General features: G+C 62.5%; 18 protein-coding genes. 7 read left to right on the top strand and 11 right to left on the bottom strand.

What is annotated here, in order from left to right; genetic code table 11:
- The first annotated feature begins 160 nt into the window (after positions 1-160).
- On the top strand, positions 161-733 hold the full coding sequence (locus tag B5F28_RS02920; protein WP_087293206.1) for a hypothetical protein: 573 nt from the start codon (positions 161-163) through the stop codon (positions 731-733).
- Between the two features lie 57 nt (positions 734-790).
- Here the strand turns inward: B5F28_RS02920 and B5F28_RS02915 are convergent, their stop codons facing one another.
- From B5F28_RS02915 to B5F28_RS02880, 9 genes are all read right to left on the bottom strand, one after another.
- Complete coding sequence (locus B5F28_RS02915) at positions 791-1,609, bottom strand: N-acetylmuramoyl-L-alanine amidase family protein (protein ID WP_087293204.1); 819 nt, start codon at positions 1,607-1,609, stop codon at positions 791-793.
- A 445-nt stretch (positions 1,610-2,054) separates the two neighbouring features.
- Complete coding sequence (locus B5F28_RS02910; protein WP_087293202.1) at positions 2,055-3,005, bottom strand: C39 family peptidase; 951 nt, start codon at positions 3,003-3,005, stop codon at positions 2,055-2,057.
- Between the two features lie 192 nt (positions 3,006-3,197).
- The gene (locus B5F28_RS02905; protein ID WP_087293200.1) at positions 3,198-4,289 is read right to left on the bottom strand and encodes a hypothetical protein; all 1,092 of its coding nucleotides are present in this window, start codon (positions 4,287-4,289) and stop codon (positions 3,198-3,200) included.
- Positions 4,290-4,313: 24 nt separating this feature from the next.
- On the bottom strand, positions 4,314-5,378 hold the full coding sequence (locus tag B5F28_RS02900) for a hypothetical protein (protein ID WP_087293198.1): 1,065 nt from the start codon (positions 5,376-5,378) through the stop codon (positions 4,314-4,316).
- Positions 5,375-6,850: a sensor histidine kinase gene (locus B5F28_RS02895; RefSeq protein WP_158097497.1), complete on the bottom strand. Its 1,476-nt coding sequence runs from the start codon at positions 6,848-6,850 to the stop codon at positions 5,375-5,377. The genes B5F28_RS02900 and B5F28_RS02895 overlap by 4 nt, the downstream gene beginning before the upstream one ends.
- Positions 6,851-6,864: 14 nt before the next feature.
- Complete coding sequence (locus B5F28_RS02890; protein ID WP_087293194.1) at positions 6,865-7,518, bottom strand: response regulator transcription factor; 654 nt, start codon at positions 7,516-7,518, stop codon at positions 6,865-6,867.
- A gap of 254 nt (positions 7,519-7,772) precedes the next feature.
- The gene (gene nrdG, locus B5F28_RS02885; RefSeq protein WP_087293192.1) at positions 7,773-8,294 is read right to left on the bottom strand and encodes an anaerobic ribonucleoside-triphosphate reductase activating protein; all 522 of its coding nucleotides are present in this window, start codon (positions 8,292-8,294) and stop codon (positions 7,773-7,775) included.
- Positions 8,295-8,299: 5 nt separating this feature from the next.
- Complete coding sequence (nrdD, locus tag B5F28_RS14395) at positions 8,300-8,446, bottom strand: anaerobic ribonucleoside-triphosphate reductase (protein WP_143402985.1); 147 nt, start codon at positions 8,444-8,446, stop codon at positions 8,300-8,302.
- Between the two features lie 360 nt (positions 8,447-8,806).
- On the bottom strand, positions 8,807-11,092 hold the full coding sequence (locus tag B5F28_RS02880) for an anaerobic ribonucleoside triphosphate reductase (protein WP_087293190.1): 2,286 nt from the start codon (positions 11,090-11,092) through the stop codon (positions 8,807-8,809).
- Between the two features lie 275 nt (positions 11,093-11,367).
- Between B5F28_RS02880 and B5F28_RS02875 the strand changes: the two genes are divergently transcribed.
- Positions 11,368-11,916: a M48 family metallopeptidase gene (locus B5F28_RS02875; protein WP_087293188.1), complete on the top strand. Its 549-nt coding sequence runs from the start codon at positions 11,368-11,370 to the stop codon at positions 11,914-11,916.
- A gap of 129 nt (positions 11,917-12,045) precedes the next feature.
- A complete protein-coding gene (locus tag B5F28_RS02870) occupies positions 12,046-13,473 on the top strand; it encodes a lipopolysaccharide biosynthesis protein (RefSeq protein ID WP_247643387.1) in 1,428 nt (475 codons plus the stop codon).
- 79 nt (positions 13,474-13,552) lie between these two features.
- On the opposite strand, the gene B5F28_RS02865 is transcribed toward B5F28_RS02870, so the two are convergent.
- On the bottom strand, positions 13,553-14,383 hold the full coding sequence (locus B5F28_RS02865; protein WP_087293186.1) for a glycosyltransferase family 8 protein: 831 nt from the start codon (positions 14,381-14,383) through the stop codon (positions 13,553-13,555).
- Between the two features lie 226 nt (positions 14,384-14,609).
- On the opposite strand from B5F28_RS02865, the gene B5F28_RS02860 reads away from it, so the two are divergent.
- On the top strand, positions 14,610-15,836 hold the full coding sequence (locus B5F28_RS02860; RefSeq protein ID WP_158097496.1) for a glycosyltransferase family 2 protein: 1,227 nt from the start codon (positions 14,610-14,612) through the stop codon (positions 15,834-15,836).
- Between the two features lie 59 nt (positions 15,837-15,895).
- Here B5F28_RS02860 and B5F28_RS02855 read toward each other — a convergent pair whose 3' ends face one another.
- On the bottom strand, positions 15,896-16,711 hold the full coding sequence (locus tag B5F28_RS02855; protein ID WP_087293182.1) for a putative ABC transporter permease: 816 nt from the start codon (positions 16,709-16,711) through the stop codon (positions 15,896-15,898).
- A gap of 147 nt (positions 16,712-16,858) precedes the next feature.
- On the opposite strand from B5F28_RS02855, the gene B5F28_RS02850 reads away from it, so the two are divergent.
- The 3 genes from B5F28_RS02850 to B5F28_RS02840 are packed head-to-tail and all read left to right on the top strand — an operon-like array spanning position 16,859 to position 19,153.
- Complete coding sequence (locus B5F28_RS02850) at positions 16,859-18,130, top strand: DNA polymerase Y family protein (protein WP_087293180.1); 1,272 nt, start codon at positions 16,859-16,861, stop codon at positions 18,128-18,130.
- Between the two features lie 47 nt (positions 18,131-18,177).
- Positions 18,178-18,828 (top strand): HAD family hydrolase, encoded by a 651-nt coding sequence (locus B5F28_RS02845; RefSeq protein ID WP_087293178.1) that lies wholly within the window; start codon positions 18,178-18,180, stop codon positions 18,826-18,828.
- Positions 18,829-18,871: 43 nt separating this feature from the next.
- On the top strand, positions 18,872-19,153 hold the full coding sequence (locus tag B5F28_RS02840; protein ID WP_087293176.1) for a Dabb family protein: 282 nt from the start codon (positions 18,872-18,874) through the stop codon (positions 19,151-19,153).
- The last annotated feature ends 13 nt before the right edge of the window (positions 19,154-19,166 follow it).

Genomic DNA, 19,166 nt, shown 5'->3' with positions numbered 1-19,166 from the left:
TGCCTGCTTGTAAGCCGATGGGTTTTGGATTATAATAAAAAGGTATCCACCCAACGGCTGCCTCCTGTTTCAATGGGGAGCGGCTGCGGGAATTCTGAACAAAAACCGGACTTACGGGCGGCCCCCTCGGGCCTGTGCCCGCGAAACGGAGGACACAGCTATGAAACGAATGAAATCTCTGCTTGCCCTGGGCCTTGCACTGGCCATGGCGGCGTTTTGTCTGACCGGCTGCTCGGGCACCAGTGAGGAGGAGGCCGCAAGCGAGGCGGTGGAGGAACTGTACATCGCCTCACAGGCGGGCGGCAGCATCACCTGGCCGGAAGGGCTGGACACCACCGCCACCTTTGCCAGCCAGCTGGACGAGGCCAGCGGTACCCTGTATGTGGTGTTCAACAGCGTGCAGAACCGGTTCACCAACTACTTCACCCCGGCGGGCAGCTCCATCACGGTGACCAGCTATGCCACCAGTGAAAAGGAGACCGCCACCAGCCAGTATCTGGTGACCCTGTGGGAGGAGACCGACAGCGGCCGCGCCTACGTGAACGGCCACACCATTGAGTTCGCCACCGGCGGCGAGTGTGCCAGCGCCACCTTCGACGGCCTGACCCCCGGCAAGAACTACAAGATCGGCATCGCCTACATGAGCGGCGTGTACCGCATCAGCGGCGGACTGAGCGTGAACGGTCTGTCCGGCGCGCAGGCTCTGGACCTGGAGGACACCGAGACCGCATAAGCTGCAATCTGTCAACAAAAAATCCCCTTTCCGGCTGGAAAGGGGATTTTTTTGTGGTCAGGAGGCACTTTCCTCCGGCTCGGGAGAAAGACCGTAATACTGGCGGATGGCCCGGTAGTAGCAGCGGGCGGCCAGCTGGCAGCCCTCCGGCGAGGCGAAAGCCGCCAGGTCTGCTTCGTTGGTGATGAAGCATTGCTCGGCCAGCACCGAGGCGCAGCCGGTGCTGTTCACCATGGCGAAGCTGGGGTAAGCGTTGGGGTTCGAGTCGCTGCGCTCCCGGATGATCCGCTGGTCGTTCTCGTCGTAATAGGCGTAGCGCACGCCGCCATCGCCCCGGAGACTGGCCCCGGCGGCGCTCATCTCGGCGGCGATGAAATCCGCAAAGCGCAGGCTGTTCTTGTTGTACTCGTTGCCCGGCGGGGCGGGGAAGCACTCGAAGCCGCTGGCCTGGCCGGATCCGCCGTCCGAGTTCATGTGGATGGACAGCGAGAGGGTGGCGTCCGAGCGGGCCACCCGTTTTGCCCGATCGGCGGCGGGCAGATCCTCGTTCCAGTCTGAGCGGCACATCACCGGAACGATGTCCGGGTCGGCTTCCAGCAGGTCCCACAGGGCCTGGGCGGTGGCCTGGGTCAGGTCGCACTCCCGCACGCCGTTCACACCGATGGCGCCGGTGTCCGAGCCGCCGTGCCCCGCATCGATGGCCACGATGCGGGCCTGCCGGGTGGGGTCATCCTCCCGCGTGGCGGAAAACCGGGCCAGCGCGATCCAGAAGGCGGCGATCAGCAGCACAAGGGCGAGGATGGGAACCGCCAGCCGGAGCAGCGGCGCCCGCTTTCTTCTGCGCCGCCGGGGGCGGCGAAGGGTTGCAGTTGGCATAAAAATTACGGTCCTTTCCCGAAAAAAGTAAAAAACAGTCGTCTTTTATAAGACGAAAAAGGCCCCCCGTTCCTTTCGTTTTGCGGCAAAAAAGCCCGGCCAAGGCCGGTGTGGTATAAGAAAACGACGGTTCTGCCTTAGGATTTTGGCGCACAAAATATTCAAAGGGGCGGGCAAGCCACCAAGGCTTGGTCCGCCCCTTTTCGTACTTTCTGCATCCAAAATTCTGGGGCAGAACTGCTTCGCACCGGAAAAGGTCCGATTTTGATGGGAGTGCAAGGAAAAGACCCGCAGGCACCCTTGGTGGTTGTCAAGGGGCTTTGACGCTACAATCCCGCAAAAGCGGCCCTTTTCCGGCGTCGTTTTCTTGTGTCACGCCGGCTAAGGCTGACCGGGCTTTTGCCCCCGAGGGGCAGTAAGGAGGAGTTGAAACGCAACATACAGATCAGCGCAGCACCACCGCACGGCTGCCCATGGCGGTGTAGATGCGCTCGAACCGGTCCCGTTCGATGCAGGAATCGCCCTGCATGGGGTCGGCCAGATAGCACTGGGTCTCGTCCATGCCGGTGAGCACCACGCAGTGCAGGTTGCCGTAGGGCGTATAGGTGCTGCCGTCGGGCAGCGTCCAGGTGAAGGAGGTGTTGAACCGGGGCTGCTCGTAGTCCTGGGTGAACCACACCGCCACCGGGGTGCCCTGGCGCAGCAGCTGCTCCAGTCGGTCCAGGTCCGCGCCGGTCTCACTTTCCGCCCGCAGCTCGGAGCTCTGGTCCCGCAGCCAGGCGTTGGCCGCCTCGATGATGGGCCCCTCAAAGCAGTACCAGCCGCCTGAGCTGCTGGCCGGGTCGCCCGAATAGGCCTGCTCCGGGTCCGGCCCATAACGGTAGGGACCGCTGTAGGTGAAGCTCTGGCGGGGCAGGTAATCCACCCCCAGGGAGACCAGATCCACCGAATAGCCGTTGTACTCCAGCAGGGTGGCAAGACTCGCCGCCTCGCAGCCGTTGGGCAGTGCGGGCTGCTGCAGCACCGGCTGCACCGTGAGTATGCTGCTGCCGCCGGTGATCTGTTCCGAGACCAGACTGCCCAGCGAGGTGAGCAGCCGGTGCCGGGCCAGCAGGTCAAACACCGAGAACAGCGCAGCGGCGCAGAGGATCAGAACCAGCAGTCTGGCCAGCACAGCCGCCAGCGCGTGCCGCCTTCTTCGGCGGCGAGCGGGAGCATGGGCAGCGCTTTGGCGGGCAGCGGCGGGAGCAGCCGCCCGGGTGCTTGCCGGCCGGGGCTGGAGCTGCGCAGCCGGGCGGCGCACCACCCGTCGCTGGGCGGGCAGGGCAGGGGCACAGGCCGCCGCGGAATACATGGGACGGCGGGCATTCTGAACGGAAAGAGTACGGGTGGCCATGGCGGCGGACCTCCTTTTTCAGCATCTGCCTATTGGACGCACCAGTCGCCAAAATGTTACGCCGGCTTTCCTCCGGCTGTTTTTATTATAAAAGGAGGCAGGAAACCAAGTCGCCAAAAAGGTGTATCTGAGTTGTAAAAAATCTGGCGGTTTCGCCGGATTTTTAGAGGGGAGAAGCCAGAGCAGAACGATTTACTGGATGCCGAAGCCGGTGTAGGTCTTCAGCAGGGGATCGTAATAGAGCCCCAGAACGTTGGTGCTGGACTGAAACAGGATCAGATAACAGTCGTCCTGGCGGAGGATCTGCAGGTCGAGAAACAGGACATCCCGGAAATAATTCTGCAGAAAGCGCTCCACCTCCTCCGGGTCTGACCGGTCCGGTTCCGCCACGCCCATCCACTCCCAGGGAGACAGCTCGTTTGCCATGTTGATCTGGGTCAGCAGCTGATCGATCAGGTTCAATGTACTCATCACACTGGGATAACCGCTGTCCGAGGCGTTTTCCCAAGCGATGGCTTCTTCAACGCTGTTTGCATAGTCGGCCACATAGGGGAACAGTGCGCTCACAATGGAGAGTGCTGTGTTCAGCGGGCCGCAGCTGTAATAGGGTGCGCTGCCGGTGTCTCCGGTCAGCAGCATCAGATGCTCCAGAATGGTCTGGTAGGCCTCCTGGAACTGCTCTTCGGTGGCGGGGGTCATGGAGTCATCCGGGGTGATGAGGGCGGTGTAGCACAGCTGGTCGGTGCCGTTGCCCCGGCCGCTGCTGGCATTCAGCACGCCCTGGTAGACGGAAGGCTCAGTGCCGCCTTCGCACAGAAGCTGAACGGGAATATCGTCGTAAAAGCGGCAGATGACGCTGTCGGTATAATAGGAGTAGCAGGCCATCTGACCCGCTTCCTCCGATCCGCTCAGGCTGCTGATATAGGTGCAGCTTCCCATCAGAATCAAAAGCAGCTCCTGAAAGCCGGTTTCCTCCAGTGCCTGCTGGGCGGTAAAGGGCAGCGGGTAGCCGTTGGCCCGGGCCAGGTCGTGGTAGCGCGCCCGGGGCCAGAATTCCAGCCGGTCGGTGCGCTGGCCGATCACGTTGTACACCGGCAGGGCGGCGAAGGAGTCCAGCTGCCCGGAAGGATTCGCGATGCGGGCGGCGGCCCAGGCGAAGGAGGCGCCGCTCGCTGCCAGAATGAATACCGTGAGCAGACAGAATGCAAGATTTGCCCGCAGTGCACCGGACCTTGGGCGTTTTGCGGCACCACGGCCCTTGGGTTTGGTTTGTTTTTTCGGCATAGGTCACATTCCTTTCGCACCGGTTCACAGCAGCTGAAGCCCGATTCCGCACCAGGTTTTGAGCACCGGGCTGTAGTAGAGCCCCAGGGTGGCGGTGCCGCTGTCCAGCTCGGTGCTGATCAGCACCAGATAGCACTCCTCCAGCCGCAGGATCTGCAGGGTGCAGCTCCGCTCCCGGAAATACTCCTGCAGCAGCGCATCGGCCTGGGCCGGGTCCGCCAGATCATAGGGAAAGCTGCCATTGAGGTACAGCTCCAGCAAAAGCGAGCTCATCTGCCCGGCCAGCTCGGTCAGATTCCGGGCTTGAAGGGAGGACAGCCAGTAGTTCCCCTGAAAGGCGACAGGGTCCAGGTTGCTCAGCAGGTCCTCCAGGGTGTGAAAGCTGTTCATCTGTCTGCCGCACAGCTGCTGCAGATCGTCCACCACTCTGCCGTAGGCGGCCTCAAAGGCCTGCTCGTCCGGTGCTTCGTCCGGCAAAAACAGCAGGGTGAAGCAAAGGGGCTGCTGATCGTTGACCATGGAACAGCCCAGGCTCAGCTCGACGCAGCCGGGATAGGTCAGGCCGCTGTGGGTGGAATAGATGGCGGGAACATCGTCCCAGAAGATGCAGGTCAGCAGCTGAAAGGTGTTGGTGTGGAACCAGGCGGATTTTACCGAGGTATCGGGCACGGTCAGCGAACCGGGGGTCCGGCTGTAGAGCAGCTGATCCAGCGGGAACAGCTGCTCCATCCGGGAAAGGGCATCCAGCGCAAAGAGCGGGGTGGTCTGAATCGGGTACTGGGGCGTGGCATTGTGGTACTGGGCCCGGGCCCAGAAGTCGGCCCGGTCGGTCTGCTGGCCCACCACGTTGTAAGCGGGCAGGGCCGCAAAGCTGCCCACCTGAAGGTCAGGGCGGATGATCCACTGGGCCAGAGCGAACAGGCACAGGCCGCTGCCCGCCAGCAGCCCCAGGGTGAGGGGAACAAAGCGGGAGCGAAGGCGGCGGAAGCGTTTGCCTTTTCCAGCAGGCAAAGCCGCATTGCGCTGTGCGTCGGCCCGTCGAAACGGTACCGTATGGGGAGGGTCGGTCGGACTGCGCCGGATCTTCATACAGCGTCGCCTCCCTCCGCCGTCGTGCCCGGCGAAGCCGAAGCAGGCGGGAAGCTGAGGGTGATGAGGGTGCCCTCGCCCAGGCGGCTGTCGATGGCGAAGCTGCCCTTGTGGATGCGGCAGATCTCGTCGCAAAGGGCAAGGCCCAGGCCCGCGCCGCCGGCCTTGCGGCTGCGGGATTTATCCACCATATAGAAGGGCTGGCGGATCTTTTCCAGTTCCTTTTTGGGAATGCCCTGGCCGTGGTCCCGGATCAGGATCTCGATGCGGCCCTCCTTGCGGTGGGCCAGCAGCTGGATCAGGCTGCCCTCGGGGCTGGCCTTGCGGCCGTTGTCGATGAAGTTATACAGCAGCGATTTGAACAGCTCCCGGTCCATCTCCATCCAAAGCCCGGGCTCGCAGCCGTATTGCAGGGCCAGGCGGCTGCTGTGCAGCACCGGCTGCATGGCGGTGGCCACCTCGCCGATCACGCCGGAAAGCTCCTCCGAGGTGAACACCAGGTTCTGGCTGCCCACGTTCAGCAGCTCCATCAGCTTGCCGGACAGGCTGCGCATCCGCTTGGTCTCGTCCAGAATGATGCCCGCGTATTCCCGGCGCTTTTTCTCGGGCACGTCCTTTTGCAGGTATAAAAGGTCCGCAAAGCCCAGAATGCTGGTCAGGGGCGTTTTCATCTCGTGGGCCATGTTGGCAATGAAGGTCTTCTGGTCCTGGGCCACCTGCTCCAGCTGGCCCACATGCTGCTGCACGGCCTGGGCCATCCGGTTCAGGTCCTTGCCCAGGTCGGCCACCTCGTCCGCCCCGGCCAGCTGCACCCGCTCGGCGTAGTTGCCCTGGGCGATGCGGCGGGATGCCTGGGACAGCTGCTCCAGCCGCCGCAGCTGCACCTTTACCAGCACCAGCAGCACCACGGCGGCGGCCAGGCTGACCAGAATGCCGAAGGTGAGGGCGGTGAGGGCCTGCCGCTGCAGCTGAGCGCCCAGGTCGGTCACATCAAACACGCTCACCATGCGAAAGTCGCTCTGCTCCAGAGGCAGGGGAGAATTGAGGGCCAGCAGCAGCCGGTCCCCCTGGGAGAAGATGCGGGTGTAGGTGAGGGAATCGTCCTGATAGCTGCTGCCGGTCAGATTGGCGGTGTGGCACAGGCCGGTGGAATCGGTGCGAAGGCCCGCGCCGCCGGAATCATACAGCTGGAAGGCCAGCAGGTAGCTGTCCGTCTCCTGGCTGTCCAGGGCGGTGCGCACCGCCTGCCGGGTCTCGGTGTCGCTCAGGCTGATCTGGCCGGACTGCAGCCGCTGGTTGACCACGTTGGTCTTGATGGCGTTCATCATGGATTGCTGCTGCAAAGCGGCCCGCTGCTTTTCCCGCTGCCACAGCTGGGTCTGGGTGTTGTTCAAAAAGAGCAGGCTCAGCCCGCCGGTGGCCAGCACCAGCAGCGCCAGAGAGGACAAAAAGATCTTCTGCCACAGTTTCACGGGCATGGCTCCTTTCAGTGTTCCAGCCGGTAGCCGATGCGGGGCAGGGTGACCAGCTTGCCGGAAAGCCCCAGCTTCTGGCGCAGCCGCTGCACATGGATGTCCACGGTGCGGGTCTCACCGGCGAAGTCGTAGCCCCACACCAGCGAGAGCAGCTTGTCCCGGGAGAGGGCCAGGTCCTGGTTCTGCAAAAAGACCCGCAGCAGCTCAAATTCCTTGGGACTTAAGGCCACCGGCTTGCCGTTCAGGGTCACGGTGTGGCTGGAAAGGTCCTGCTGGATGCCCCGGTATTCCAGCACCTCCCGGCCCTTGCCCCGGCGGCGCAGAGCCACCTCCACGCGGGCCAAAAGCTCCAGCGCCTCGAAGGGCTTGGCGATGTAATCCTCGGCCCCCAGATGCAGCCCGCGCACCTTGTCGGCCACCTGCTGCATGGCGGAAAGAAAGATCACCGGGGTGCCTTGGCTGGACACCCGTTCCATCACCGAAAAGCCGTCCAGCCCGGGAAGCATCACATCCAGCAGCACCAGATCGTAGCCGCCCGCGAAGATGCGCTCCACCGCCTGCGCGCCGTCGGCGCAGATCTCGCAGCTGTAGCCTCCCAGGGACAGGGTGGCCTCGATCATCTGGGCAATGTGTTCCTCGTCTTCCACAATCAGAATGTGTGCCATGGTCGTGTTCCTCCTTTGGTTCCGGCCGGGCCGGAAAACCGATCGCGTTATACTGATTCTATCATATCACATCCGGCCGTAAAAAGGGCCGATTGGCAAAATCCTGCCGCAAAACAGGGGATTTTGTGCTCGTTTCTATTATTGCATACAAAGGGTAACGCTGTCGGCAAGAAGTTGTATCAAAACTGCAAACAAGGCCCCCGCGCCGCCGGAAATGTCCGGGGTGCGGGGGCCTTGCCTTGAAACATGTGCGGTTATTGGTGCTCGCCCACCCAGCGCTCGCGGGTCTCCCACACCGCCTTGCCCTGGGCAAGGCACTGGGGGAGGTCCAGAATGCGCTGGTTGCGGCTGCCCCGGAAGCGCAGCTCCAGGCTCATCTCGGCCTGCACAAAGGGGCCGTCGATGAGGGTGTCCAGCAGGGTGAGAAGCTCCTTCTGGGCGGGGGTGCCGTGCTCGTACAGCTCCTCGAAGGTGTAGCCGGTGTAGCTTGCCACCTCGTAGCCGGCGGCGCGGGCCAGCCGGACGAACTCCAGCAGCTCCGGCCCGGCCTGAGCGAAGGGCTCGCCGCCGGACAGGGTGATGCCGCGGCAGAGGGGATTCTTCTTTGCCATCTGGATGAGCTGATCGGGGGTGAAGGGAGTCCCGCCCTCGAAGGGCCAGGTCTCGGGGTTATGACAGCCGGGGCAGTGGTGGGGGCAGCCCTGGAAAAACACGGTGAACCGGAGGCCGGGACCGTCCACGATGCTGTCGCCGGCGAAGCCTGCTACCTGCAGCATGGCGCTTACAGGTGCTTCACGCGGTCGCGCTCTTCGGCCTTCTTGGCGTCGTTCCATTTGTCCATGGTGCCGACCAGGTAGCCGGTGATGCGGCGGATGCGCTCGAAGGGAACGTCCTTACCAACGACGGATTGTTTCTGCATAGCGGACATAGAAAACTCCTCCTTTTACAAAACGCCGCCCGCCCGAACAGCGGGGCGGCGATAAAAAAATTCAAAAGCAATCGGGTGACAAATCTATTATAGAAAGAACACCGGCGGCGCAGCGTTGCCGAAGCAACAAAAACAATTGTGCGGGCTTAATCAGCAAAACGCACCGGGCCAATAAGGCCGTTTGATGTTTTCGCTGAGGAAAGCCGGTTGCCGCGAATCGGCCGATCGGAGCAAACCGCCGGTCGGGTCCGATAAAAAGGCAGCCAGCGGTCATCGCTGAGGAAAGCCGGGTGTCGCGAATCGGCCGATCGGAGCAAACCGCCGGTCGGGTCCGTTAAAAAACGGTCGAGTCCGCTAAAATCATTCGCAGCCGCAGAAGGTGGGAACGCCGGGATACTTTTTGCGCAGTTCATCCAGCTTTTCGGGGCTCAGGGCCTCGCCGCTGCGACGGCCGCAGCGGGGGCAAACGTCGCCGATCACGCCAACGTAGCCGCAAACCGGGTCGCGGTCCACAGGATGGTTGATGCTGCCGTAGCCCACGCCGCTGTCGTGCATGCAGCGGACCACGCTTTCGAAGGCCTCCAGGTTGTTAGCAGTGTCGCCGTCCAGCTCCACATAGCTGATGTGACCCGCGTTGGTCAGGGCGTGGTAGGGGCCCTCCTTCTGGATCTTGTCGTAGGCGGAGATGGGATACCACACAGGAATGTGGAAGCTGTTGGTGTAGTATTCCCGATCGGTCACGCCGGGAATGATGCCGAACCGCTTCTGGTCCATGCGGGTGAACCGGCCGGACAGACCCTCGGCGGGGGTGGCCAGCAGGGTGAAGTTCATCTTCATCTCGGCGCTCTTGCGGTCGCAGTAGTCCCGCATGTGGCCGATGATCTCCAGACCCTTCTTCTGCATCTCGTCGCTCTCGCCGTGATGGTGACCGTACAGAGCGGTCAGGGTCTCGGCCAGACCGATGAAGCCGATGGACAGGGTACCGTGCTTGAGCACCTCACGCACCTCGTCGGCGGGTCCCAGCTGATCGGAATCCAGCCATACGCCCTGGCCCATCAGGAAGGGGAAGTTGTAAACACGCTTGGAGGCCTGAATCTCGAACCGGTCCAGCAGCTGGTTTGCCACCAGCTCCATCATGGCATCCAGGCTCTCGTAGAACTTCTTCTCGTCGTGGTCGGCCAGAATTGCCAGACGGGGCAGGTTGATGGAGGTGAAGCTCAGGTTGCCGCGGCTGTAGCTGATCTGGCGGTCCGGGTCATATACGTTGCCCATCACGCGGGTGCGGCAGCCCATGGTAGCCACCTCGGTCTCGGGCCGGCCGGGCACGTAGTACTGCAGGTTAAAGGGGGCGTCCAGGAACACGTAGTTGGGGAACAGCCGCTTGGCGCTCACCTTCATGCTCAGCTTGAACAGGTCGTAGTTGGGGTCGCCCTCGTTGTAGTTCACACCCTCTTTTACTTTGAAGATGTGGATGGGGAAGATGGGGGTTTCGCCGTGGCCCAGGCCCGCGTCCTCCGCCATCAGAATGTTGCGGATCACCATCCGGCCCTCGGGGGTGGTGTCGGTGCCGTAGTTGATGCTGCTGAAGGGAGTCTGGGCACCAGCACGGCTGTGCATGGTGTTCAGGTTGTGCACAAAGCCCTCCATGGCCTGGTAGGTATCCCGGTCGGTCTGCTTCCAGGCCCGGCGGCGGGCGGTGGCCACCAGACGCTTGGCGGTGTGCTCATCCACACGGCCGCTGGCGGTCAGCGCCTGGGCCACGATGCGGTCGAACTCTTCGGCATTGGTCTCCAGACGGGGCTGCTGGTCCAGCTCGGTGACGGCTTTGTCCACCATCTGGTTTACAAAGTCGGCCTCGTTCTCGGTCTCCAGCACATCCTCCAGGCTCTCGGTCAGCTTTTTGCGGTAGGAGCGTGCAAAGGTCTTGCCCACGCCCTCGGCCATGCCGTAGTCAAAGTTCGGGATGCTCTGGCCGCCGTGCTGGTCGTTCTGGTTGGACTGGATGGCAATGGCCGCCAGTGCCGCGTAGCTGCCGATGCTGTTGGGCTCGCGCAGGAACCCATGTCCGGTGGAGAACCCGCCGTGGAACAGGCGCAGAATGTCGATCTGGCAGCAGGTGGTGGTCAGGGAATAGAAATCGAAGTCATGGATGTGGATGTCGCCCTCCCGGTAGGCTTTGGCCTGCTCGGGACGCAGCAGATACGCCGCGTTGTAGGCCTTGGCGCCGGCGGTGCCGATCTGCAGCATGCTGCCCATGGCGGTGTTGCCGTCGATGTTGGCGTTGTCGCGCTTCATGTCGCTGGCGCGGGCGTCCACATTGGTGATCTCGTCGATGGTCTTCATCAGGCTGGTGTTCGCCTCGCGGATGCGGGTGCGGTTGGCCCGGTACAGGATGTACTGCTTGGCGGCGGCGTCGTGGCCGGTCTCCATCAGTGCGGTCTCCACCGCGTCCTGGATCTGCTCGATCTGGGGAGACTCCTCGCCACAATCCATCTCCAGCTGGCGCGCGGCCCGAGAGGCAATGCGCTCCGCTTCCGCGCCGTCGCCCTCGCCTGCGGCGTCCAGGGCTTTCATGATGGCGGCGGTGATCTTGCTCTGATCGTAGAGCACCACGCGGCCGTCCCGTTTTACTACACTTTTGATCATGGCGATTCTCCTCATCGAACTTGAATACTTTTCATGCGGCAAAAAATACAGAACGTAAAGAACTACACTCTGTATTTTGGGGTGATTCGGCCGCGATTACTATTATTGCACTAGATATAGTAGAAGTCAATAGATTCCCGTTGCCGATACAGCCCAAGAACGACCAAGCTTTTCGAGGAAAATTTGTGAGATATGATGACTTGACGAGCCAAACCGGGAGCGGATGTGATACAATAAATAGGTCGGTAAACTTTGCCAGGAGGTGGAAAAGCGAGATGGCAGGCCAAATTCGCCGGGTGGCGGGGTTGGAATATGAACTTGTTCGAAAAAAGGTGAAGAATCTGAACCTGCGGGTGCGCCGGGACGGCACGGTGGCCGTGAGCGTGCCCATGCGGGTGAGCGCCGACCAGGCGGATGCCTTTGTGGCCCAGCGGCTGGGCTGGGTGATCGAGGCAAAGCAGCAGGTGGCCCGGGCCGCCCGCAAACAGCAGGATTGCCTGCCGCCCTCGAAGGAAGAGTGCCTGGCGCTGTTTGAGCCCATCAGCCAAAAGGTGTATCCGGCCTTTGCCGGGGTGCTGGGCGGCCAGCCGCCCCAGCTGCAGGTGCGGGACATGACCAGCCGGTGGGGCGTGTGCAATATGGAGAAAAAGCGCATCACCCTGGCCTCCCGGCTGGCGCTGCAGCCACGGGCGGCGGTGGAATATGTGATCGTGCATGAATACTGCCATTTTGTGCATCCCAACCATCAGAAGGAGTTCTGGACCCTGGTGGAGCGGTTCCTGCCGGACTGGAAGGCCCGGCGGGCGCTGCTGCGGCAGAGCTGAGACCGGGTTCGATGGGATTCCGTGGACATTTTGCCCCATGGGCGTTATAATAAAAATTCGGCCAAAGAAAGTTCTGGCTGAATACTAAAGTAATATAAATAAGGCAATCAACAAGGAGGGCCGCCGGGCGTGGAAAACAAATACAAAAAGCTGATGAGCAATACCATGCTGTTCGCCATCAGCAACTTTTCCTCCAAACTGCTCAGCATCATCTTGCAGCCATATATCACCTTCGCCATGGGCGAGGTGGACGAGGTGGGCATCACCAAGCTGGTCCAGCAGATCGGTTCGCTGCTGATCCCGCTGGTGAGCATGGGTGTGAGCTTCGCCATCATCCGCTTCGGCCTGGAAAAGGCCAACAGCAAAAGTCAGGTGTTCACAAATGGCCTGGTGACCATCGGCATGGGCTTTGCCCTGATGCTCATCTGTTACCCGGTGCTGCGGCTGATCCCGCTGTTCAGCGATTATGCACTGCTTTTGTATGTGCATGTGCTGGTGAGCTGCCTGCGCACCCTGTGCACCCAGTTTGTGCGCAGCCGCCAGCTGAACCGGCTGGTGGCGGTGGACGGCGTGTTGTGCAGCGCCACCAACCTGGGCTTTATGATCCTGTTTTTGTCCGGCATGAAGATGGGAGCCTCCGGGTACATCCTGGCCATCATCTGCAGCGACGCGCTGAGCGCTTTGTTCGTGTTCCTGGTGGCGAACCTGCGCCGCTATCTGCATGTGAAGAGCTTCAACAGGGAGCTTTGGGGCCGGATGATGCGCTACGCGCTGCCCATGGTCCCGGCGCAGATCAGCTTCTGGATCATCAACGCCAGCGATCTGTTCTTTGTGCAGGCCATGTGCGAGGGCTACCAGGGCCAGACCGGCGAATACTGGACCGGTCTTTTGGGCGTGGGCTATTTTCTGCCCACCATCCTCACGGTGCTGGGTACCATCTTCTATGAGGCCTGGCAGCTGTCCGCCGTGACCGAGGAAAAGGGCCGCGCCGCCTTTTTCAGCCGGGTGTTCGCCATCTATCAGGCACTGCTCTTCTGCTGCTGCAGCGGCATCATCCTGCTCTGCCGCCCGCTGATGTTCATGTTCAAATCCAACTTCTACGATGCCTGGCAGTTTGTGCCCATGCTCACGCTGGCCACCCTGTTCAACTGCTTCAACCAGTTTTTGAACAGCATCTACATGGTGGAAAAGCGCAGCACCCTGTCGCTGTATACCATGCTGGCGGGCGCCATCGCCAACGCCGGGCTGAACTGGGCGCTGATCCCGCTAATGGGCCCCAACGGCGCCACGCTGGCCAGCCTCATCAGCTATTTCATCGTGTTTGTGCTGCGGGACATCAACACCCGCGGCCTGATGCAGATGAGCTTTGCGCCGCTGCGCCTGACCATCAACTGCGTGCTGATCGGTGTGGAGACGGTGTTCATGCTGCAGGAGACGCCGGGCTGGCCGGTCTGGTGCACCCTGCTCACCGCGGTGATCTGCCTGTTCAACCTGCAGGGAATTCTGGGCATGCTGCGCCAGCTGCTGCGCCGCCGCGCCCCCCGCAGGCAGGCCTGAGCATCCTGATCGAAAGAAAAATCGCCCCCGGGCATTGTGCGGAACGCACAGCCTGGGGGCGGTTTGCTTTTGTCTGGAATTATTCCGGCAGCGCCAGCGCGGTCAGGCGCATGTAGTGCTTGTACAGGGGGCCGAAGCGGCGGTGATAGCCCGGCTTCCAGGGCTTTGCCTTGCCGCAGAAGTGCAGCACGGCGGTGTGGGTGAACACCCAGTCCATGTCGCAGTCGCCGCCGCTGCGCAGGTAGTAGTTGTTATAGTTGCGGGCGTCGTAGTTCCACACCGCGTCATCCAGCGCCAGCACCCGCTCTCCGTAGAGCATGTTGAGCAGGTCCTGGTCCGGAAACAGCAGCTCCCGGGCGTGCTTTCTGGTGAAGGCGAAGAGGGCGGCCGGGTCGATGAAGCGCCGCGCCGCGTCCAGGTCCATGAGCAGCACGCCGGAATTGAAGTAGCCGTGGTTGGTGCCGAGCCTTACCTGATTCACGCTGTTGGCCAGCTCGGTCTTGCCAGTGTGGGCCGCCGCCGCGAACATCCGGCCCTCCAGGTCCAGCTCCCACAACGGGCGCAGCGGGTTGATGACCAGAATGTCCGGGTCCAGGTAGATTACCCGGTGCAGCTCCGCAGGCAGCAGCTGACCGGCCAGCAGCCGGTAGTACATCTCCTGGGGGTACTGGCGGGTGAGAGGCGCGTCCTTAAACAGCTCCTCGCCCGCGGTGAGCGGATGCAGCGAAAAGCCCAGCAGGCCGCAGCGACGCTCCAGCCGGGCCAGATGGGCGGGGGTGAGCGAGCGATGGATCAGCCAGACCGACACGGTCTCCCCCGGATTGGAGGCGTGCAGAGAGGTGAGCATCACCTCCAGCTGGGGCAGGTAATGCTCGTTCAGGGTCACCAGAATGGAAATGGAAGATGACAAGATAACACCTCATTCTACCGCCGGAAAACCCCCGGCGGAGGATCGGACACAATTGCGTCCCTTTTTGTTATGGTACCACGTTCCGGGGCGGAATATATGAAGTTTCTGCAAAGAAACCAAAATTATGCCCCGGCGGTGAAGAAACCGGCCGTAAAGGTTCGTTGCATGGGCACAGGCGGGTGAACCGCACCCCCACATCCCCATGCCAAACAGGGAGGTCGATACCATGGCAGAGTTGTTTTTTTCGATCAGCCGTTTCTGGCTTTTGCTGATGGGCATCTGCTGCGCCTACCAGCTGGGCTACACGTTATTGAGCCTTATCAGAACGCCCCGCTGGAAGCCGGGGCCCTGCACCAACCAATACGCGGTGCTCATCTGCGCCCGCAACGAGGCCGCAGTGCTGCCAAAGCTTTTGGAAAGCCTGCGCGCCCAGGACTACCCCGGCGTGCTGGATCTGTATGTGGCGGCGGACAACTGCACCGACGACACCGCCCACCTGGCCCGCAAGGCCGGGGCCACCGTGTTCGAGCGGCATGACCGGACCCGGGTGGGCAAGGGCTACGCGCTGGATTTCCTTTTGCACCGCATCTGGGCCGAGGGCAAGCGGTACGACGGTTACATCCTCTTTGACGCGGACAACCTGGCTCGGCCGGATCTTGTGCGCCGGCTGGACGGGGTGTTCTCCACCGGCTGCCCGGTGGTGGCGGGCTACCGGAACACCAAGAACTATCGGGGCTGGGTGGCCACGGGCCAGGGCCTGTGCTTCATCCGGGAGGTGCGCTTTCTGAACGCGCCCCGCACCCTGCTGGGATTCAGCGGCAACGTGACCGGCACCGGCTTTCTGGTGAGCGAGGAGATTCTGCGGGATGCGGGCGGCTGGCCCTGGCACTGCCTGTGCGAGGACCTGGAGTTCTCCACCGTGCAGATGATCGCCGGGCGGCGCATTGCCTACTGCCCCCAGGCGGAATACTTTGACGAGCAGCCCGCGAGCTTTCGCCAGAGCGTGCGCCAGCGGCTGCGCTGGTGCAAGGGCTTTTTGCAGGTGATGGCAAAACGGGGCCCGGCCATTGGCCGGGCGGCGCTGCGGGGCAGCTGGTCCTGCGCCGACCTGCTCATCAGCCGCATCGCCCCGGTGCTGTTCAACCTGCTGGCCCTGGGCTTTGCCGCCGCGGGGGCGGTGGTCTCCGGCGGGGCGCTGGTGACGCTGGGCGCGCTGGGACGCATCTTGATTGGCGGCTATCTTTCCATGATGGTCATGGCGGCATTGACCACCTGCACCGAGTGGAAACGCATCCAGGCCCCCGCCGCCCAGAAGCTGGCGGGCATCTTCACCTTTCCTTTGTATATGGCCACCTATCTGCCCATTGCCCTGGCTGCCTGCGTGCGGAAGGTGGAATGGACTCCGGTGGCCCACACCCGGGCCGTGACCCTGAATCAGCTGGACGCGGGCTGAACCGCAAAACAAAACGCCCTTGCTGTGAAAAGCAGCAAGGGCGTTTGTTTGCAGATCAATCAGCGGTGCAGCCGCTGGTGCAGGGTCTCCTTCAGCTCGGCCAGCAGCTCGCTGTGGCGCAGGTCCTTCATGGCGGGGAAGGCCTTCATCAGACGGGCCGCGCCGAAGAGCCGGGTGTCCAGAATGCGGGCCTGCAGAAAGTCCCGCCGGGCCTCCAGCTCGGCCAGCTTCTGGGGCAGAGCCTGACGGCCCTCCTCCAGCTTTTCGTCCGCCGCAAGGGCCGCGTCGCCCAGGTTGCGGCTGATGGCATCGCTGCCCTTGCGCAGGGCGGCCACCACCTTTTCCAGCTCGCCCAGGTCACGCTCCAGGCCGATCAGGGTGCGCAGGGTTACCGCCACGTCGGCTACGAAGACCGCCAGCCACAGCACCAGCAGCGCAAGGCCCACCGGCCGGGGCATCCATTCCACAAAGCGGTTCACCGGCGGATGCAGCACCTTCACCGCGAACATGCCCACCAGACCCCAGGCCAGACTGAATTTCAGGCAGATGTAGCCGCCCAGGTTGAATTTCCGTTTGGAATAATCCCACCAGGTGGTGTGGAACAGGGTTTTCAGCGCCCAGCCGGTCACCAGCTCCAGCGCGCTGGTGAGCAGGGCGCTGCCCGCAAACAGGGCCAGCGGCCGGTGAGCCAGCGGCTCCAGCGCCGTAAGTACGATCACCATGCCAAAGCCGTAGATGGGGCAGACCGGTCCGTTCAGAAAGCCCCGGTTCACCCATTTGCCGGTGCGCACGGTGCAGAATACCACCTCCAGGCACCAGCCCAGAAAGGCGTAGATCAAAAAGTACCAAAGAATCGCGTACAGGGAATGTTCCATTCAGATACCACCTCTCGTAAAGCGGCGCCGCGGGATGTACGGGTACAGAATTACAAAGCGCCACCCTAACATTATAGCATCCTACTGCCTTCGCGTGATATAATCAGAAAAGAAAAATGAAAAATTTGCAAAAAGGGGGGCTGCCGGGTGGACCGCTGGATCTTTCATTGTGACTGCAACAGCTTTTATGCCAGTGTGGAGCTGCTGCGCCACCCGGACCTGCGGGACAAATGCGTGGCCGTCTGCGGTGACCCGGAGGGCCGACACGGCATTGTGCTGGCCAAGAACGAGCCCGCCAAGCGGATGGGCGTGAAGACCGCCGAGGTCATCTGGCAGGCAAAGCGTAAATGCCCGGACCTGATTCTCCTGCCGCCCCATCGGGAATATTACCGTAAGTACTCGAAAATCATCAATGAAATATACCGTAAGTATACAGACCGGGTGGAGCCCTTCGGCATCGACGAGAGCTGGCTGGACGTGACCGGCACCTGGCAGCTGTTTGCCGAAAGCCCGGCAGCGCTGGCGGACCAGCTGCGGGCCGAGGTGAAGGCGGCCACCGGGCTGACCATCTCGGTGGGGGTGAGCTTCAACAAGGTGTTCGCAAAGCTGGGCAGCGACTACAAAAAGCCGGATGCCACCACCCTCATTACCCGGGAAAATTTCCACCAGATCGTCTGGCCGCTGCCGGCGGGGGACCTTTTGTATGTGGGCGCTTCGGCCCAGCGGCGGCTGGCCGGCATGGGCATTTCCACCATCGGCGAGCTGGCGGCGGCCCGGCCCGAGGCTCTGGCCGAAGCTCTGGGCAAGCTGGGGCTGGAGCTGAGCCGCTACGCCCGGGGTGAGGACGAGGCCCCGGTGCGCCGCTGGGGCGAGAAGGAGCCCATCAAGAGCGTGGGCAACGGCTCCACCTTCCGGCGCAACATCAAGGGCCCGGCGGAGATCCGCTCGGCGCTGAACGTGCTGGCGGACGAGGTGGCCGGGCGGCTGCGGCGGCACGGGGTCTGGGCCGGGGCGGTGCAGGTGACCATCCGGGACCCGGATTTAAAAACCATCACCCGGCAGAAGCAGCTGCCCATGAGCACCCATCTGGCCCGGGACCTGGCAAACGCCTGCTGGGAGCTGATGGAGAAAAACTGGGACATGGCCCGCCCGGTGCGGATGCTCACCGTCACTGCGCTGGCCATCACCGAGGAGCCCTTCGCGGTGCAGCAGAGTCTGTTCGACGACGCGCCCAAAACCGACCCTAAGCGGGAAAAGCTGGAAAAAAGCCTGGATGCCATCCGCAAAAAGTACGGCCGGGGAGCCATTGGGGCAGGGAGCATCCTGCACAACGACATGGGCCTGGGGGAATTGACCATCCGCCCCCAGGAGGACGAGGGCGAGGAAGAGTTCGACGAAAAGGTGAAGGGCCCGCTGTGAGCATAACACAAACAGGGGAAAGAGCCTGACGAAACGGGGAGAAAGCTATGATCGAAGCGGTATTGTTTGATATGGACGGTTTGATGTTCGACACCGAGCGGATGTACCAGAAGGCCTGGCTGCTGGCCGGGCAGCAGATGGGGGTGCCCATGAAGCCGGAAATCGTGGACCGGCTGCGGGGCCGCAACCGGCAGGGCTGTGCCCAGGTGTGCCGAGAGGTGTTTGGCGAGGATTTTGACTTTGACGCCATGCGCACCGTCTGCCGGTCCATCATGGCCCGGTGGATCGAGGAGGACGGTCTGCCGGTGAAGCCGGGGCTGTATGAGCTGCTGGCCGAGCTGGAGCGGCGGGGCATCCCGGCGGTGCTGGCCACCAGCACCACCCGGGACAGCGCCTGGGGCCACCTGCAGCGGGCGGGGGTGGACCGGTATTTTCTGGGCGCGGTCTGCGGCGATGAGGTGACCCGCTCAAAGCCCCACCCGGAGGTGTTTCTGAAGGCGGCGGCGCTGGCGGGCAAGGACCCGAAAAACTGTCTGGTGCTGGAGGACAGCCCTGCCGGAGTGCGGGCAGGCGCGGCGGCGGGCTGCTTCACCGTGATGGTGCCGGACCTGACCGGCCCGGACGCGGAGCTGGAGGCCCTGGCCGGGGCGACTTTGCCGGACCTGACCCGGGTCATCCCCCTGCTGGACCGGCCCTGATTCTGTTTGATTTATATTTCAATACAAAAAGGAGAGAACAAAAATGATTAAACATATTGTATTGTGGGAGCTGGCGGACAAGGACCAGGCGGACGCCAATGCCGCCAAAATGAAGGAGCAGCTGGAGGCCCTGGTGGGCCAGGCCCCCGGTCTTGTGAGCGCCCAGGTGGGCCGCGGTTTTGTGGGCTGCGACGTGGCCCTGATCGCTGAGCTGGAGAGCCGCGAGGCGCTGGAGGCCTACCAGAACTTCGAGCCCCATGTGGCCATCAAAAACTGGATCGGCACCATTGCCAAGAGCCGCACCGTCTGCGACTTTGAGTGCTGAACCATACAAACAA

Source organism: Gemmiger sp. An194 (genome assembly GCF_002160145.1).
Taxonomy (GTDB): Bacteria; Bacillota; Clostridia; order Oscillospirales; family Ruminococcaceae; genus Allofournierella.
This window is presented reverse-complemented; position numbering and strand designations above follow the sequence as displayed.

Excerpts from the sequence above, each read along its gene's own strand:
- B5F28_RS02890 (WP_087293194.1), bottom strand. The coding sequence starts at position 7,518 with ATGGCACACATTCTGATTGTGGAAGACGAGGAACACATTGCCCAGATG.
- B5F28_RS02910 (WP_087293202.1), bottom strand. The coding sequence starts at position 3,005 with ATGGCCACCCGTACTCTTTCCGTTCAGAATGCCCGCCGTCCCATGTAT.
- B5F28_RS02915 (WP_087293204.1), bottom strand. The coding sequence starts at position 1,609 with ATGCCAACTGCAACCCTTCGCCGCCCCCGGCGGCGCAGAAGAAAGCGG.
- nrdD (WP_143402985.1), bottom strand. The coding sequence starts at position 8,446 with ATGTCCGCTATGCAGAAACAATCCGTCGTTGGTAAGGACGTTCCCTTC.
- B5F28_RS02900 (WP_087293198.1), bottom strand. The coding sequence starts at position 5,378 with ATGAAGATCCGGCGCAGTCCGACCGACCCTCCCCATACGGTACCGTTT.
- B5F28_RS02855 (WP_087293182.1), bottom strand. The coding sequence starts at position 16,711 with ATGGAACATTCCCTGTACGCGATTCTTTGGTACTTTTTGATCTACGCC.
- B5F28_RS02920 (WP_087293206.1), top strand. The coding sequence starts at position 161 with ATGAAACGAATGAAATCTCTGCTTGCCCTGGGCCTTGCACTGGCCATG.
- B5F28_RS02875 (WP_087293188.1), top strand. The coding sequence starts at position 11,368 with ATGGCAGGCCAAATTCGCCGGGTGGCGGGGTTGGAATATGAACTTGTT.
- B5F28_RS02845 (WP_087293178.1), top strand. The coding sequence starts at position 18,178 with ATGATCGAAGCGGTATTGTTTGATATGGACGGTTTGATGTTCGACACC.
- B5F28_RS02905 (WP_087293200.1), bottom strand. The coding sequence starts at position 4,289 with ATGCCGAAAAAACAAACCAAACCCAAGGGCCGTGGTGCCGCAAAACGC.
- B5F28_RS02860 (WP_158097496.1), top strand. The coding sequence starts at position 14,610 with ATGGCAGAGTTGTTTTTTTCGATCAGCCGTTTCTGGCTTTTGCTGATG.
- B5F28_RS02840 (WP_087293176.1), top strand. The coding sequence starts at position 18,872 with ATGATTAAACATATTGTATTGTGGGAGCTGGCGGACAAGGACCAGGCG.
- B5F28_RS02880 (WP_087293190.1), bottom strand. The coding sequence starts at position 11,092 with ATGATCAAAAGTGTAGTAAAACGGGACGGCCGCGTGGTGCTCTACGAT.
- nrdG (WP_087293192.1), bottom strand. The coding sequence starts at position 8,294 with ATGCTGCAGGTAGCAGGCTTCGCCGGCGACAGCATCGTGGACGGTCCC.